Annotated in this window: 16 protein-coding genes; 12 read left to right on the forward strand and 4 right to left on the reverse strand. The window is 56.9% G+C overall.

Translation table 11 applies throughout. The features are described 5' to 3' along the window. Positions 1 to 74: 74 nt before the first annotated feature. On the reverse strand, positions 75 to 1,190 hold the full coding sequence (locus GOX73_RS17735; protein ID WP_171126767.1) for a class I SAM-dependent RNA methyltransferase: 1,116 nt from the start codon (positions 1,188 to 1,190) through the stop codon (positions 75 to 77). A 291-nt stretch (positions 1,191 to 1,481) separates the two neighbouring features. On the opposite strand from GOX73_RS17735, the gene GOX73_RS17740 reads away from it, so the two are divergent. The 6 genes from GOX73_RS17740 to nqrF are packed head-to-tail and all read left to right on the forward strand — an operon-like array spanning position 1,482 to position 7,342. Continuing rightward, positions 1,482 to 2,825 carry a Na(+)-translocating NADH-quinone reductase subunit A gene (locus GOX73_RS17740; protein WP_171126768.1) on the forward strand — a complete coding sequence of 448 codons (1,344 nt, stop codon included), beginning with the start codon at positions 1,482 to 1,484 and terminating at the stop codon, positions 2,823 to 2,825. Between the two features lie 5 nt (positions 2,826 to 2,830). Further along, positions 2,831 to 4,039 (forward strand): NADH:ubiquinone reductase (Na(+)-transporting) subunit B, encoded by a 1,209-nt coding sequence (locus tag GOX73_RS17745; RefSeq protein WP_171125640.1) that lies wholly within the window; start codon positions 2,831 to 2,833, stop codon positions 4,037 to 4,039. Beyond that, entirely contained in the window at positions 4,032 to 4,847 is an 816-nt protein-coding gene (locus GOX73_RS17750; RefSeq protein WP_171126769.1) for a Na(+)-translocating NADH-quinone reductase subunit C, read from the forward strand. The genes GOX73_RS17745 and GOX73_RS17750 overlap by 8 nt, the downstream gene beginning before the upstream one ends. Continuing rightward, positions 4,847 to 5,500 (forward strand): NADH:ubiquinone reductase (Na(+)-transporting) subunit D, encoded by a 654-nt coding sequence (locus GOX73_RS17755; protein WP_171125643.1) that lies wholly within the window; start codon positions 4,847 to 4,849, stop codon positions 5,498 to 5,500. Before GOX73_RS17750 ends, GOX73_RS17755 begins: the two co-directional genes overlap by 1 nt. Next, entirely contained in the window at positions 5,500 to 6,108 is a 609-nt protein-coding gene (nqrE, locus tag GOX73_RS17760) for an NADH:ubiquinone reductase (Na(+)-transporting) subunit E (RefSeq protein ID WP_050603817.1), read from the forward strand. Before GOX73_RS17755 ends, nqrE begins: the two co-directional genes overlap by 1 nt. A 10-nt stretch (positions 6,109 to 6,118) precedes the next feature. Beyond that, positions 6,119 to 7,342 carry an NADH:ubiquinone reductase (Na(+)-transporting) subunit F gene (gene nqrF, locus GOX73_RS17765; RefSeq protein WP_171126770.1) on the forward strand — a complete coding sequence of 408 codons (1,224 nt, stop codon included), beginning with the start codon at positions 6,119 to 6,121 and terminating at the stop codon, positions 7,340 to 7,342. Positions 7,343 to 7,378: 36 nt separating this feature from the next. On the opposite strand, the gene tviB is transcribed toward nqrF, so the two are convergent. From tviB to GOX73_RS17780, 3 genes are all read right to left on the reverse strand, one after another. After that, positions 7,379 to 8,662 carry a Vi polysaccharide biosynthesis UDP-N-acetylglucosamine C-6 dehydrogenase TviB gene (gene tviB, locus GOX73_RS17770; protein ID WP_171126771.1) on the reverse strand — a complete coding sequence of 428 codons (1,284 nt, stop codon included), beginning with the start codon at positions 8,660 to 8,662 and terminating at the stop codon, positions 7,379 to 7,381. Positions 8,663 to 8,667: 5 nt separating this feature from the next. Continuing rightward, the gene (locus tag GOX73_RS17775; RefSeq protein WP_171126772.1) at positions 8,668 to 9,681 is read right to left on the reverse strand and encodes an NAD-dependent epimerase/dehydratase family protein; all 1,014 of its coding nucleotides are present in this window, start codon (positions 9,679 to 9,681) and stop codon (positions 8,668 to 8,670) included. A gap of 71 nt (positions 9,682 to 9,752) precedes the next feature. Continuing rightward, on the reverse strand, positions 9,753 to 10,277 hold the full coding sequence (locus GOX73_RS17780; protein WP_171125651.1) for a CBS domain-containing protein: 525 nt from the start codon (positions 10,275 to 10,277) through the stop codon (positions 9,753 to 9,755). Between the two features lie 110 nt (positions 10,278 to 10,387). On the opposite strand from GOX73_RS17780, the gene GOX73_RS17785 reads away from it, so the two are divergent. The 6 genes from GOX73_RS17785 (at position 10,388) to GOX73_RS17810 (ending at position 16,409) form a co-directional block, all read left to right on the forward strand. After that, on the forward strand, positions 10,388 to 10,573 hold the full coding sequence (locus GOX73_RS17785) for a hypothetical protein (RefSeq protein WP_171126773.1): 186 nt from the start codon (positions 10,388 to 10,390) through the stop codon (positions 10,571 to 10,573). 67 nt (positions 10,574 to 10,640) lie between these two features. After that, on the forward strand, positions 10,641 to 11,666 hold the full coding sequence (locus GOX73_RS17790) for an FAD:protein FMN transferase (RefSeq protein ID WP_171135047.1): 1,026 nt from the start codon (positions 10,641 to 10,643) through the stop codon (positions 11,664 to 11,666). 14 nt (positions 11,667 to 11,680) lie between these two features. Beyond that, complete coding sequence (gene nqrM / locus GOX73_RS17795) at positions 11,681 to 11,923, forward strand: (Na+)-NQR maturation NqrM (protein WP_171126775.1); 243 nt, start codon at positions 11,681 to 11,683, stop codon at positions 11,921 to 11,923. A 65-nt stretch (positions 11,924 to 11,988) separates the two neighbouring features. Continuing rightward, complete coding sequence (locus GOX73_RS17800) at positions 11,989 to 13,662, forward strand: sulfatase-like hydrolase/transferase (protein WP_171126776.1); 1,674 nt, start codon at positions 11,989 to 11,991, stop codon at positions 13,660 to 13,662. Between the two features lie 102 nt (positions 13,663 to 13,764). Next, complete coding sequence (gpmI, locus tag GOX73_RS17805) at positions 13,765 to 15,282, forward strand: 2,3-bisphosphoglycerate-independent phosphoglycerate mutase (RefSeq protein ID WP_171126777.1); 1,518 nt, start codon at positions 13,765 to 13,767, stop codon at positions 15,280 to 15,282. Further along, on the forward strand, positions 15,279 to 16,409 hold the full coding sequence (locus GOX73_RS17810) for a murein hydrolase activator EnvC (protein ID WP_171126778.1): 1,131 nt from the start codon (positions 15,279 to 15,281) through the stop codon (positions 16,407 to 16,409). Before gpmI ends, GOX73_RS17810 begins: the two co-directional genes overlap by 4 nt.

The following is a 16,409-nucleotide window of genomic DNA, read 5'->3' on the forward strand; positions in this document are numbered from 1 at the left end:
ATGCGCAAGGGGGATTTTGTGCGTCGCGCACCAAAATGGCTGAGGACAACTTGAACACAGTAGTTTGCTCCATGTCAGGCCAAGGGTTCTGTTTGATAAAGTCGGATTTTGGTACCGCCGTGATCCACCACCGGCCCCGCAGGTAAAAAGGGTAGACGAGTGGAGCGCGCCAGCGAGGCATTACTTGTGACCAATCCGACCCTCCAGCCCACGAACTTTGAGGTCAGGACCTTGCCCAGCGTCCCATAGACGGAACGCAGACGTTTTTCGTCGCCGATCCTTGCACCATAAGGGGGGTTGATGATGACAAGCCCCGCCCGGTCCGTCGGGGGTTTGATGTCGCTGACAGATCGCGTTTGAAATCTGGTTACACTGGCGACGCCTGCACATTCGGCGTTAGAAGTCGAAGCGTCGACGGCTCCTGCGTTTCGGTCCGAGCCGAAAAACATGACATCTGCTTCTGAGGGCGCATGTTGGGCCCGCATGTCGGCCCAGATGGCGGGATCAAAAGTCTTGAGACTTTCGAACGCGAATGAGCGCGATCGACCCGGGTTCAGGTTCAAAGCAATTTCCGCCGCTTCGATCACAAAGGTTCCCGATCCGCACATTGGGTCAAGTACCGGCTCAGTTCCGTCGAACCTACATTCGCGCAGCAACATAGAGGCCATTGTCTCGCGCATTGGTGCCTTTGCGACCGCAGGTTTATGACCGCGCTTGTGCAGAGGGTCTCCGGATGTGTCTACAGAAAACGTGCAGATATCTTTTTCGATACGCAACAATATGCGCAAACTGGCTTCAGGTGACACCTGAACGCCAAAAGTTTCGGTAATCGCACGCTCGATCCTCTGGCGCGCGGCACCGGCGTGATAAATTCGGGACTTGCGGCTGGTTGCCTCAACCCGGACAGGAACATCGGGGCGCAGAAACTGAGACCAGGGAAATTTACGCGCCCGTTTGTCAAGTTGGGCCAAATGCACAGCAGGAAAGCTACCCAACCTGACCAGAACCTTGTTTGCGCCACGAAGACACAGGTTCGCACGCCACACCTCGGACCATGTCCCTCGGCAAATCACCCCGCCAGGAACGGCGGTGACATCGGCGAATCCCTTCTGTTGCGTTTCGGCACGAAGCGGTGCTTCAAGGCCGGGCGTGGCCACCAAAAAAATCTCTAGTGTGTCAGCGTGTTCCATTCTGGGTGCTTACACCGGAAGCATTCCGGGTGCGATATGCAATTTAAGAAGGCTTAAAATAAGGCTGTTCTTCCGAAAGTGAAATTCCGATGCCGATTTTAGCCGTAACGGGTTTGCGTTTGTCAGCATCCGCGCGTAAAGGGTCCGTGATCGAAAGGAAGCCATAGATCAGGACTGAGCGCCGCGCGCTTTTTTTTTGCTCCAAGGCTCCCACGTTCACAGCGTTTTGTGCCACTATGTGAGTGCCAAAACGGAGTGGTGCAGCAACAAGGCTTGGAAGACCGTAGCGACATGCAAACTTTCAAACTGAAAAAGGGGTTGGAATTGCCGGTGCAGGGCGCCCCGGAGCAGACAATTCAACCCGGTCCGGAATTTTCGACCGTTGGGGTTCTGGGTGGTGACTATCTTGGCCTGAAACCACGGATGCTGGTTCAGGAAGGCGATGAGGTACAACGGGGGACGCCGCTGTTCTGCCACAAGGACATGCCCGAAGCGATGATGGTTGCGCCTCTGACTGGGAAGGTCGTCGCGGTCAACCGTGGCGCGCGTCGTGTTTTGCAGAGCGTCGTGATCGAGGTGTCAGACCCAAACGATGTGGGTTTGGATTTCTCGGCGACGGGTAACCCGGACAGCGCCGAAGGTGTTATTGCCAAGCTGTGCACCTCTGGTCTTTGGACAGCTTTCCGCACGCGCCCCTATTCGAAAATGCCTGCACCGGGCTCTAAGCCTGCGGCGATCTTTGTCACCGCAATGGACAGTGAGCCCCTTTCCGGTGACGCGGCCGTCATCATAAACGACGCGGGCGAGGCATTTGTCGAGGGGCTGAAGGCGGTATCGCTTCTGACGGATGGCAAAACGTATCTGTGTCAACAGGAAGGGGATTCGCTGCCGGGGTCTGATCTTGCGGATGTCGAAGCGGCAGCATTTTCCGGCCCGCATCCGGCTGGTCTGGCTGGGACTCATATCCACTTTCTGGAACCTCTGGCCGGCGAAAAGCAGGTTTGGACGATCGGATATCAGGATGTAATCGCGATTGGCCGGCTGATGCAGACAGGACATCTGGACCCGAATGTTGTGATTGCCCTGTCGGGCCCCGGTGCACGCCACCCACGCTTGATCCGAACGGTCATGGGCGCGTCGACAGATGACCTGACCCGGGACGAGATCGAAATTGACGGCACCGCGCGGATTATTTCGGGCTCGATCCTCTCGGGAAAACTAGCAGACGGCCCCACCGCGTATCTTGGCCGTTTTGCGCGCCAGATTTCGATCATCCGCGAAGACCCTGACCAGATTCCGATGGGTTGGATACGCCCAATGCCGTCAAAATACGCCGTTCAACCGGTTCTGGGTTCTGCCTTTGCCAAAAAGCTGTTTGCATTTACGTCCAATCTGAATGGCGGCCGCCGTGCAATGGTTCCAACGGGCACGTTCGAAGAACTGATGCCGCAGGATTATCTGCCGACACAGTTGCTGCGGGCGCTGTTGGTCATGGATACGGATACAGCCCAAGCGCTTGGGGCGCTGGAACTTGACGAAGAAGATCTGGGCCTGGTCGGTTTTGCCTGCCCAGCAAAATATGAATATGGGCTGGCGCTGCGCGACTGCCTGACCAAGATTGAAAAGGAGGGCTGATCCACATGGGTTTGCGCAGCTTCTTCGATCGGATCGAGCCGAACTTTACCAAGGGCGGCAAGTACGAGAAGTATTTCCCCATCTACGAGATGGTCGAAAGCTTCATCTACACTCCGAAAACCGTCACCACCGTTGCCCCACACGCACGGTCCTACGTGGATATGAAGCGGATCATGACCTATGTCGTGATCGCCACTATCCCCTGTATCCTGTGGGGGATGTGGAACACGGGCTATCAGGCGAATTCGGCCATTGCCACGCTGGGGCCGGATGCCGCGACCGGCTGGCGTATTGCTTTGCTGCAGATGTTCGGCATTTCGTTGGATCCGTCCAGCCTGTTTGCCAATGTGTTGCACGGGTTGCTTTATTTCTTGCCGATCTACATCACGACACTGGTCGCGGGCGGTATTTTCGAGGTCATCTTTGCCACCGTGCGCGGGCATGAGGTTAACGAGGGCTTCCTTGTCACATCGATGCTCTACACGCTGATCCTGCCCGCGTCGACACCGCTGTGGCAGGTGGCTTTGGGCATCATCTTCGGCGTTGTCATCGGCAAGGAAGTGTTTGGCGGCACCGGTAAGAACTTCCTCAACCCCGCACTGGTGGGGCGGGCGTTCCTGTATTTCGCCTATCCTGCGCAAATGTCGGGGGATTCAGTCTGGACCCCGGTCGACGGTTTTTCCGGGGCGACCGCGCTGGGTATCACCGCAGCCGAAGGCGTTCAGGCGCTGGCGGCTGATGGGATTACCTGGGCCAATGCGTTCTTCGGAACAATTCAAGGCAGCTTTGGTGAGACATCGACGCTGGCGTGTATGATTGGTTTGGCCTTCCTGTTGATGACAAGGATTGCCAATTATCGCCTGATCCTCGGCTGCCTGGCGGGCACGATCGGCTTTACCCTGCTGCTGAACCTGATCGGGTCGGACACCAACCCTATGTTCGCGATGCCCTGGTACTGGCACATCGTTCTGGGCGGGTACGCCTTTGGTCTGGCCTTCATGGTTACAGAACCCGTTTCCGCCAGCCACACCAATATGGGCCGTTACATCTATGGCGCCTTGATCGGTGTCATGGTTGTGATGATCCGCGTGATCAATCCGGCTTTCCCCGAGGGCATGATGCTGGCCATCTTGTTCGGCAACGTCTTTGCACCGCTGATCGACTATTTCGTCGTTCAGGCAAACATCAAACGGAGGGCGCGTCGCCATGTCTGATACGCAATCCCCAGAACCGAAAGGCGCGATTGCCAAGTTCCTTGCGGCCTCGCCTGATTCAGTTGGCAAAACGATCTTTGTCGCGGTTGCCGTATGTCTGGTGGCCTCAATGGTTGTGTCTGCGGCGGCAGTCAGCCTGCGTCCTGTGCAGGAAGCGAACGCGCTGAAAGACAAGCAGGTCAACGTGCTGCAGGTCGCAGGCGTCTATGAGCCGGGCGTCGACGTTTCCGAGGCATTTGCCGCGTTTGAACCACATGTGCTGGAACTGTCGACCGGTCAGTTCGTGGACGATCAGTTCGATGCCACCACGTTCGATGACATCGCTGCGGCCAGTGATCCTGACCTCAGCATCGCGCTGGACAATGACCCCGCAGGTATCGGACGCCAATCCAAATACCGCGTGATTTACCTGCTGCGAGACGATTCCGGTGAACTGGACAAGGTGATCCTTCCGCTGCATGGATATGGCCTTTGGTCCACACTTTTTGGCTTTATCGCGCTGGAGAACAACGGCAACGATATCTTCGGCCTACAGTTCTATCAGCATGGTGAAACGCCGGGCCTTGGGGCCGAGGTAGATAACCCGCGCTGGAGGGCGCTGTGGAACGGCAAGAAGCTGCGCGATGATGCGGGTGAGCTTCAGATTACCATCGCCAAATCGCAGCCTGCCGCTGGCCCTGATTTTTATGTGGATGCACTGGCAGGGGCAACGCTGACCTCGGTGGGTGTTGATAACCTTGTAAGGTTCTGGATGGGGGATGCGGGCTACGCTCCGTTCCTGGCCAAACTGCAAGCAGGAGAAATCTGATGTCTCAGACCAAAAAAGAGATGCTGGTCGACCCGCTTGTCGACAACAACCCGATTACGCTGCAGGTGCTGGGCATCTGTTCGGCGCTGGCGGTGACCTCGTCGCTGCAGGTATCCTTCGTGATGGCGCTGGCGGTGACGTTCGTGACCTCGTTCTCGTCCTTCTTCATCTCGTGCCTGCGCAACCAGATCCCCGGCTCGATCCGTATCATCGTGCAGATGGTGATCATCGCCTCGCTGGTGATCCTGGTGGATCAGGTGCTGAAAGCCTATGCGTTTGAAATTTCGAAAACACTGTCGGTTTTCGTAGGTCTGATCATCACCAACTGTATCGTGATGGGCCGGGCCGAGGCGTTTGCGATGAAGAACCCGCCCGTCGCGTCGTTCATTGACGGTATGGGCAACGGTATGGGCTATGGCCTGATCCTGCTGCTGGTGGGCTTCATCCGCGAGCTGTTCGGCGCCGGATCGCTGTTTGGCATCACCATTCTGGAGACCGTCAACAACGGTGGCTGGTACGTGCCCAACGGCATGCTGCTGCTGCCGCCGTCAGCGTTTTTCATCATCGGTCTGATCATCTGGGCCTTCCGCACATGGAAGCCGAACCAGGTGGAAGAGCGTGAATACAAAATTCAGCAGGTAGAGGCCCACTGATGGAAGGTCTGATCTCACTGGCTGTAAAGGCCATTTTTGTCGAAAACCTCGCGCTCAGCTTCTTTCTGGGGATGTGTACCTTCATCGCCGTGTCCAAGAAAATCTCAACCGCGCTGGGTCTGGGCATCTCGGTTATGGTGGTACAGGCCATCACCGTGCCCGCCAACAACCTGCTGCTGAACTATCTGCTGAAACCGGGCGCGCTGGCCTGGGCAGGCTTCCCGGATGTGGACCTGACCTTCCTTGGCCTGATCTCATATATTGGCGTGATTGCGGCGATGGTTCAGATCCTTGAGATGGTTTTGGACAAGTATTTCCCGCCGCTCTACAACGCGCTGGGGATCTTCCTGCCCTTGATCACGGTGAACTGCGCGATCCTGGGTGGTTCGCTGTTCATGGTGGAGCGCGACTATAACTTTGCCGAGGCAGCGACCTATGGTCTGTCCTCCGGCTTTGGCTGGGCGCTAGCGATCACCGCGATGGCGGGCGTGCGCGAAAAGCTGAAATACTCGGACATTCCCGACGGCCTGCAGGGGCTGGGCATCACTTTCATCACCGCAGGTCTGATGGCGATGGCCTTCATGTCCTTCTCGGGCGTGAAACTGTAAGGAGGGCGCAATGGAAACTTTTAGCTTAGGCGTAGCCCTTTTCACCGTAATCGTCATCGCGCTGGTGACAATCATTCTGGCCGCGCGCTCTAAACTGGTGTCGACCGGGGACGTGAACATCACCATCAACGGTGAGAAAACCATCTCGGTCCCCGCCGGTGGCAAACTTCTGCAAACGCTTGCGGCCGAGAAATTGTTCGTACCCTCCGCCTGCGGCGGCGGCGGTACCTGTGCGCAGTGCCGGGTGCGGGTGCATTCGGGCGGCGGTTCGATCCTGCCGACCGAAGAAAGCCATATCACCAAGCGCGAGGCCGCCTGTGGCGACCGCCTGTCCTGTCAGGTTGCAGTCAAGCAGGACATGGATATCGAAGTCCCAGAAGAGGTTTTTGGCGTCAAGAAATGGGAATGCACCGTTCGCTCGAATGAAAACGTGGCGACCTTCATCAAGGCACTGACACTGGACCTGCCCGAGGGTGAAGATGTGAACTTCCGCGCAGGTGGTTACATCCAGATCGAAGCCCCCGCGCATGCGTTGAAATACACCGATTTCGACGTGGAAGAGGAATACCGCGAGGATTGGGACAAGTTCAATCTTTGGCAATACGAATCCGTCGTGGCCGAACCGATCGAGCGCGCCTATTCGATGGCCAACTACCCGGACGAAAAGGGCATGATCATGCTGAACGTCCGCGTGGCTTCGCCGCCTCCGGGTTCGGATGGTATCCCGCCGGGTCAGATGTCATCGTACATCTTCAACCTGAAACCGGGCGACAAGGTCACGATCTCGGGTCCGTTTGGCGAGTTTTTCGCCCGCGACACGCAGAAAGAGATGGTCTTTATCGGCGGTGGTGCAGGCATGGCCCCCATGCGCAGCCACATCTTCGATCAACTCAAGCGTCTGGAAAACCGCGACCGCAAGATCAGCTTCTGGTATGGCGCGCGGTCGAAAAAAGAGATGTTCTTTGTCGAGGATTTCGACCAACTGGCCGAAGAGTTCGACAATTTCGAATGGCATGTGGCCCTTTCGGATGCCCAACCCGAGGATGACTGGAAAGGCTATACCGGCTTCATCCACAATGTGCTGTTCGATGAATATCTCAAGAACCACCCCGCGCCCGAGGATTGCGAGTTCTACATGTGTGGCCCGCCGATCATGAACCAGTCGGTCATCAACATGCTGCTGGATCTGGGCGTGGACCGCGAAGACATCATGCTGGACGATTTCGGCGGATAAGACAGAAAAACCGGCGCTTCCGAGCGCCGGTTTTTTTTACAGCCGCAGGTCGCTGGCCTCGGGCGGCAGGCAGGATTTGACGTCGAACAACACGCTTTGATCCTTGCCAAGGGCGCGTATCTTAGCGGGTTCGAGCGTCAGAAATTCCCGATGTGCAACGGCCAGAACGATGCCGTCGTAACCCCCAGTTTCCGGCTGCTTGATCAATGAAATTCCGTATTCAGCCTGCGCGGCGGCAGGATCGGCGTGGGGATCATAGACATCGACCGTGACGCCATAGTCCTGCAGTTCGTGAATGATATCGACAACGCGGGTATTGCGCAGATCGGGGCAGTTTTCCTTGAAAGTCAGCCCCATCACCAGCACACGGGCAGCGGCAACATTGATCCCGTTGCGCATCATCCGTTTGACCAGTTGCGAGACCACATAGCCGCCCATACTGTCATTCAACCGTCGCCCAGCCAGAATGATCTGAGGGTGATGGCCCACGGCCTCGGCCTTGTGGGTCAGGTAATAGGGGTCGACGCCGATACAATGCCCGCCAACCAAACCGGGGCGGAAAGGTAGAAAGTTCCACTTGGTTCCCGCGGCGCGCAGAACCGCATCGGTGTCTATATCCATCCGGCCAAAGATCATCGCCAGTTCGTTGACCAACGCGATGTTCAGGTCGCGCTGCGTGTTCTCGATCACCTTGGCAGCCTCGGCCACGCGAATGCTTTCAGCCTTATGGGTGCCTGCCGAAATGATCCGCGCGTAAAGCGCATCCACCAGATCGGCCACCTTGGAGGTCGAGCCGGATGTAACCTTGCAGATGTCCGCGATCCGGTGCGTCTTGTCGCCGGGGTTGATCCGCTCGGGGCTGTAACCGGCAAAGAAATCACGATTGAAGGTCAGACCGGACACGCGCTCAAGAACCGGTACGCAGTCTTCCTCGGTGGCTCCGGGGTATACCGTGGATTCATAGATCACCAGATCACCGGGTTTCAACACGTGGCCAACGGTTTCCGACGCGCGCAGCAAAGGCGTCAGATCAGGCTGCTTACCAGCGGTGATCGGTGTGGGGACGGTGACGATATAGGTATCGCAGGCCGCAATCTCTGACGGATCAGAGGTGAACGTCAGGCCAGTTGCGGCTTTTAGGTCATCGGGTTCAACCTCTTGCGTGGAATCGTGCCCGGCACGCAACGCGTCTATTCGGTCGGGGTTAATATCAAACCCAACCACCGGAGCTATCTTCCCGAACGCCACGGCCAGAGGCAGGCCAACATAGCCCAGTCCGATCACGGCAATTCTGCGCGAGTTTGGATCGGTTTCAAACATATGCGTCATTTTCCATGATAGTCGCGGAACCATTCGACAAAGCGTGCAATCCCGTCTTTGAAATCTGTTTGTGGCCGATAGCCCGTCAATTCCTGCAACAGATCGTTGTTCGCCCACGTTGCTGGCACATCCCCCATTTGCATGGGCATGTAGTTGCGGATGGCTTTCTTTCCGACGGCTTCTTCGATGGCTTCGATAAAATCCATCAGCCGCACCTTGTCGCCATTGCCGATATTGACCACACGCCACGGCGCGGCGGGGGACAGGCTGTCGCCCTCGGCGATATCGTCGGCACTATCCGGCCGCACAGGCGGCACGTCGATCAACAGCCGAATACCCCGCACCAGATCGTCTACATAGGTAAAGTCGCGATACATGTCACCGTGGTTGTAAATGTCGATGGGGCGGTCGTCCAAAATCGCGTCCACGAATTTGTACAATGCCAGATCCGGACGCCCCCAAGAACCATATACCGTGAAAAACCGGAACATGGTCGTCGGTAGGTTCCATAGATGCGCGTAGGAATGACCCATCGCCTCGTTTGCCTTCTTGGTGGCGGCATAGATCGTCAACGGCGTGTCGGCCTTTTCAACCTCGGTAAAGGGCATCTCTTCGTTCGCGCCATAGACAGACGACGTCGACGCCATCAGCAGGTGTTCGACCTTGTGTTCGCGCGCCACCTCCATGACGTTGAACGTGCCCACAACATTCGAGTTGATATAGCTTCGCGGATCCTCGAGACTGTAGCGCACCCCGGCTTGAGCGGCGAGGTGCACGATGATTTCCGGCTGAAACTCGTCCGCGACCTGCACAAGACGGTCGTGGTTTTCCAGCAAATCCTCGGTGGCCGAGAAACCCGGCGTCTGCAACAGCATCTGGTGGCGTCGCTGTTTGAGTGTCACGTCGTAGTAATCGGTCATCCCGTCATAGCCGTGCAACCGAAACCCTTCGGACAACAGCAGCTTTGCCAGATGGAAACCGATGAAACCCGCCGTACCGGTGACCAGAACCCGTTTCATGCAACCCTCGAACCTATCGCAGACTTTTTTGCATCAGGGATACTGTCATTGGCCCAAGGTCAAGGGGTTTCTCAGCCCACGATCATTTGCTTCATGCGCAACGCTTCGTATTCCAGCTCTTTCAAGCGAAAATGGACAACGTCGCCAATGGTAATGACACCGCGCAGATTTCCATCACTCAGAACTGGCATGTGGCGGAATCTGCCTTCGGTCATGGTTTTCAGTACATCGTTCAACAAATCTTCTGGCGCGCAGGTTTTGACCTCGCGAGTCATCAGGTCTTCGACCGATTGCGGAAGTGTCTGACCGGGGGTGTCCGCCATCCGGCGCACGATGTCGCGCTCGGACAGGATACCATGCAGTTTCCCGTTCTGATCGGTCACAACGACAGCCCCGATCCGCTTTTCCTTGAGGATGTTTACAACCGAGTGGATCGTATCGTTCGGCCGCACTGCAAAAACCGCGTCGCCTTTGCCTTCCATCAATTTCGCAACAGTCGTCTGGGAATGGGAAAGGTTGGATTCCACGGACTGGCTGCGCGTCGCGGTTTCGGCCTTGTCGCCGCGCGTTGGGGGCTGATAAGAGCTTGGTGCCATGGGAAATCTCCTCTTCTTTTGTAGTTTACCTTAGCGCAGCTTTGCGACCTGTATAGGGTTCAATTGCCCCAAGCGTGAAAAACCGCCTAACACACAGGATAATCGACCTTTTGTCTGACCTTTACCTAACCCCCCCTGTTGCCGCATTGATCTTCTTCGTTGTGGTCGTATGCGGCCACAATTTCCGCATGACATGGAAAAAGCAGGCCCCGGGTTGGCAAAAGAAGGCTTGGCTGTTTGGAGTTCCGGCAGGAATTGGCCTGCTTGTGCTGGGGTTCATGCCCTTGAAACTGTAAGGCTGGTTTGACTCTGGCAAAGGCCACTGGCATACGCCGATCACGCTTTTCCACAGGAGATTCCCGCATGCGTCTTTTGCCTATTCTGGCTGTTGCGACACTCGTATCCGGCTGTTTGTTCGACAAAGAGCCAGACGTCGTGCGTTTGTCTGGCGAGACGATGGGAACAACCTTTAACATCACGGCGATTGGCTTGGACATCGACGAAGAGGCCCTTGCTGTTGCGGTTGAGGAAACCTTGGCAGACGTAAATGCCAAGATGTCCAATTGGGACGAAAATTCTGAAGTTTCTAAGTTTTCCAAGTCACAGAGCACCGAGCCGACGCAGGTTTCAGATGAGTTTGCCCTGGTCATCGCGGCGGCCAATGACGTCCACGAAAAATCTGGCGGTACATTCGATGTAACGCTTGGACCTCTGATTGAACTCTGGGGATTCGGACCGCGTAAACCCGAAGACCCTGTTCCCTCGGACGAAGACATTCAGGCTGCATTGAACAGTGTCGGGCAGGCGCGACTTTTGACATTGGATCCTGAGGCCGGGACTTTGGCCAAGTCGGATGCCGGGGTCGGGATCAACTTGTCGGCCATCGCAAAGGGTTATGGAATTGATGCCGTTGCAGGCACCCTGCGGGATGCGGGGATTGAGGATTACATGGTCGAGATCGGCGGCGATCTGGTCACCATGGGTGAAAACGATAAGGGCGAGGCTTGGCGGATCGGGATCGAGAAACCCGAAGCAGGGGCGCAGAACCTGCAGTTGATCGTGCAATTGGACGATCTGGGCATGGCAACATCCGGCGATTACAAGAATTTCTTCGAACAGGACGGTGTGCGTTATTCGCATATCATCGACCCCATCACCGGGCGGCCAATCACGCACCGGACCACATCGGTGACCGTACTGGCCGAAAACGCGATGATGGCGGATGCGTGGGCGACGGCAATGCTGGCGCTAGGTCAGGAAAAAGGTATGGAACTGGCCGAGAAGCATAAACTTGCCGTGTATTTCATCTCGCGGGATGTGACAGGCGGCGAAGATGCCTATATCACAGTACATAGCACCGCGTTCAAAGACGCTTTGGGCGCCAACTGAAAGCAGGAACAGATATGAGCACCTTTATTCTGGCATTTATCCTGTTGGCCCTTGTGATGGTGGGCATGTCACTGGGTGTCATGTTGATGGGGAAGACCATCAAAGGTAGCTGCGGCGGCCTGAACGCAATCTCGGGTGCTGATAAATGCGTGGTTTGCCAGAAAGACGTCGACCCAAACAGCCCGCTGCGCGATCAATTGCAATGCAAGCGCGCCAAGAAAATGCTGGACCAGATGGAACGCGAGGCGCAGGTGTAATTTGCGCTTAACCGACGGGCAGGGGTTGGCTAATCTGCGACCCTGACGATCGGGGAGGCATCGCGTTGGCCAAAGCCAAAAACATTCTGTTCATCATGTTTGACCAGCTCCGCTGGGATTACCTGAGTTGCTACGCCCACCCACACTTACACACCCCAAATATTGACCGATTGGCAGCGCGTGGGGTGCGTTTTGATCGCGCCTATATCCAGTCGCCGATCTGCGGGTCGTCGCGCATGTCCACCTATACCGGGCGCTATGTGCATTCGCACGGCGCGTCCTGGAACGGCATTCCGCTCAAGGTAGGTGAAATGACAATGGGGGATCATCTGCGCAAAGCCGGGATGGAGTGTTGGCTGGTCGGAAAGACTCATATGCGGGCAGATGCCGATGGCATGGCGCGGCTGGGTCTGGAGCCTGACAGCCTGATCGGCGCGCGCGTAGCAGAATGCGGCTTCGATGTGTTTGAACGCGACGACGGGATGCTTCCAGAAGGGCCGGATGGGTATTACGACCCTGACGGCGCGAAGGAATACAACAAGTTTCTGACCGCCAAGGGTTATGAGAGCGACAATCCCTGGCATGACTTTGCCAATTCCGGTTTGGATGCGGACGGCAATGTCTTGTCGGGCTGGTTTCTGAAAAACTCGGCCGAGCCCGCCAACATCGCCGAGGAAGACAGCGAAACGCCGTACCTTACCGGACGGGGGATCGAGTTCATGAGATCTCATGATGGTCCGTGGTGTTGTCACCTGAGCTTCATCAAACCCCACTGGCCATACATTGTGCCGGAACCTTACGCCTCGATGTATGGGCCTGAACATATGCTGCCCGTTGTCCGCGCTGAAACCGAGCGGCAGAACGCCCATCCGATCCTCAGGGCCTTTATGGACACCAAGGTGGGGCAGACCTTTTCCCGTGAAGACGTTCGGGACGCCGTGATCCCGGCCTATATGGGATTGATCAAACAGGCGGACGATCAGATGGGCCGCTTGTTTGAGTGGATGGAAGAGACCGGTCGGATGGACGATACCATGATCGTTCTGACCTCGGACCACGGAGATTTTCTGGGCGATCACTGGTTGGGGGAAAAGACGTTCTTCCATGATGCCTCGACCAAGGTTCCCCTGATCATTTACGACCCTTCGCCCGAAGCTGACAGCACGCGCGGAACGGTTTGTGATGCTCTGGTCGAGTCGATCGACCTTGCCCCAACTTTCGTTGACGTAACTGGCCAAGAAGTTGCGTATCACATTCTGGAAGGGCATTCCCTGTTGCCGATCCTACACGGTCTGCGCACGGAAACACCTCGGGATGTAGTGATCTGCGAATACGACTATTCTGCGTCTCCGATTGCGGACAAGCTGAACGCGTCAGTTCGGGATGCCGTGATGTTCATGGTCGCCAACAAAAAGTGGAAACTGATCCACTGCGAAGGCGGGCATCGCCCATTACTGTTTGATCTGGAGAATGACCCGAATGAACTGAACGATTTGGGTGGCTCTGCGGATCATGAAGACGTTATCGCGGACATGTATTCGCATCTTTTCAGATGGACACGTCGCCAGTCGCAGCGCACCACCCGGTCCGAGCAACAGTTGATCGAAATGCGCACCAAAAGCCGAGGGCGCGGAGTCGTGGTCGGGGTCTACGATGAAAACGACGCTCCGCTGGAACTGACGGTGAAGTACCGGAGCCGGACAGCACGGCCTTACCGGGAGCTCACCAGCAAAGACTAGCCCGCTGTATGAATTCTTAGGCTTAACGGAATAAAGGCGGTTCACCCGCCGCAGGCCAGACGATACAAGACCAACCAAGAGCAGATAATCCGGAGAGCCGAAATGACCGCCCCCAAACCAGTTGTCCTGTGTATTCTTGATGGTTGGGGTCTGTCAGAGGACACGACCGCCAATGCACCCTTGCTGGCGAACACGCCAACCTTTGACAAGATCATGGCGAACGGGCCGCACGCGACCTTGATCACGCATGGCCCGGATGTTGGGCTGCCCAGTGGTCAGATGGGCAATTCCGAAGTTGGCCATACCAATATCGGCGCCGGGCGCGTTGTGGCGATGGATCTGGGGCAGATTGATCTGGCGATTGAAGATGGCTCGTTCTTCGAAAACGAGGCGCTGCAAGCCTTCATCACCAAGGTGAAAGCGTCAGGTGGCACGGCACACCTGATGGGTCTGGTTTCGGACGGGGGCGTACACGGGCACCTGAACCATATAGTCGCCGCGGCAAAGGCGATCACGGATGCCGGAGTTCCGGTGGCTTTGCACGCTGTAACCGACGGCCGCGATGTGGCCCCAAAATCTGCGTTTACCTACGTTGCAGAACTGGAAGGCCGGTTGCCGGAAGGTGCACGTATTGTGACAGTCAGCGGGCGCTATTTTGCGATGGACCGCGACAACCGCTGGGAACGCGTCAGCGAAGCATACGGCGCGATGATCAAAGGGCAGGGGCGAGCGGCAGCCACAGCGCATGGCGCGATTGACCACTCATACAACCAGTCAGAAACCGACGAGTTCATTGTGCCGACGGTGTTGGCTGAATTCGATGGCGTAAAAGACGGAGACGGGTTCTTCTGCTTGAACTTCCGCGCTGACCGCGCGCGCGAAATATTGCGCGCCATCGGGGAACCCGGCTTTGGTGACTTTGAAACGGGGCCGCGCCCGCAGCTATCCGCGCTTTTGGGCATGGTCGAATATTCCGACGGCCACAACGCCTATATGACCACCGTCTTCCCCAAGCGCGATATCGTAAACACGCTGGGCGAATGGGTGGCCAAACAGGGACTGCGCCAGTTCCGTCTGGCAGAGACCGAAAAATACCCGCACGTCACCTTTTTCCTGAATGGTGGCAAGGAAACCCCGGAATCGGGCGAGGATCGCTTTATGCCCAAATCGCCCAAAGTCGCGACCTATGACTTGCAGCCCGAGATGTCTTCTGCCGACGTTACGGCCAAGTTCGTCGAAGCGATCGAAGAAGGCTATGACCTGATCGTCACCAACTATGCCAACCCGGATATGGTTGGGCACACGGGTGATCTGCAGGCGGCGATCAAGGCCTGCGAAGTGGTGGATCAAGGTCTGGCACAGGTAGTTGCGGCGCTTGAAAGGGCGGGCGGGGCGATGATCGTGACGGCTGATCACGGAAACTGCGAGGTGATGGTCGACCCAGAAACCGGTGGACCCCACACTGCTCACACGCTGAACCCGGTGCCGGTTGCTTTGATTGGCGGCCCATCCGGTGCGTCGCTGCGGGATGGGCGTTTGTCTGATCTGGCACCCACGCTTCTAGCCCTGATGAATATTGACCAGCCGCCAGAGATGACCGGGCAGAGTTTGTTGTCATGACGCTTCGCGCGCTTATTCTGGCGATGGCTCTCACGTCGCCTGCCAGCGCACAGACTGATCCGTCGACGGCTGCGCTGAACGCCGCGCGCAAACTTGAACAGGCGTCAATTGCACTGACCGAAGCTGACAGTGCCCGAGATCGCGTACGCGCACTGACTGCGACAATACAGGCCTATGAAGCCGGGCTTTCAGCAATGCGGGACGGTTTGCGCCGGGCCGCCACGCGTGAGGCCCAATTGACCGCCGAACTGCACGCACGCGAAGAGGATGTGGCCCAGCTATTGGGTGTCCTTCAAACCATTGAGACAACCGCGCCGCCGGTTCTCATGCTGCACCCGTCTGGCCCGTTGGGGTCGGCGCGCGCCGGGATGATGCTGTCCGAAGTCACTCCGGCCTTGAATGCCCGCGCACAGGCATTGGCCGAAAACCTGCATGAGGTTCAGACGCTGCGCCTTTTGCAGCAAAACGCGTCTGAAACCCTGACCGAAGGGTTGGTTGGGGTGCAGACCGCGCGCACCAAGTTGAGCGAAGCGATCTCTGATAGAACGGACTTGCCCCGCAGATTTGTAGAAGACCCGATCCGCACCGCCATTCTGATTTCCTCGACCGAAACTCTGGAAGGGTTTGCCAGCGGATTGTCGGAAATATCGGAAGGTGAAATCGCGCAGACCGATGCGAATGTTTCAAACCGACAAGGCCAGATCGCTCTGCCAGCGCGGGGTGTCATTTTGCACCACGCCAACGAATCTGATGCTGCAGGTGTCACCCGACCAGGTATCGTCCTGGCAACCCGGCCACGCGCGATTGTCACGTCGCCAACTGCCGCAACCATTCGATATCGCGGGCCTTTGTTGGAACTTGGCAACCTGATAATTCTTGAACCTCAGCCGGGACTGCTGTTCGTTTTTGCAGGCTTGCAGGAGGTTTATGGCGAGACCGGACAAGTGATCCCCGAGGGCACTCCGGTCGGGTTGATGCCCGGGGAAACACCAGAAATAGGCGCTATTTTGTCAACAAGCGGTGATGGCACTGGAACTGAGCGGTCAGAAACGCTCTATATAGAGGTAAGACAAGATAACAGCCCCGTGGACCCGGAATCTTGGTTTCGGACCGACAAGGATGGATAA

Source organism: Ruegeria sp. HKCCD7221 (assembly GCF_013031225.1).
Classification (GTDB): Bacteria; Pseudomonadota; Alphaproteobacteria; order Rhodobacterales; family Rhodobacteraceae; genus Ruegeria.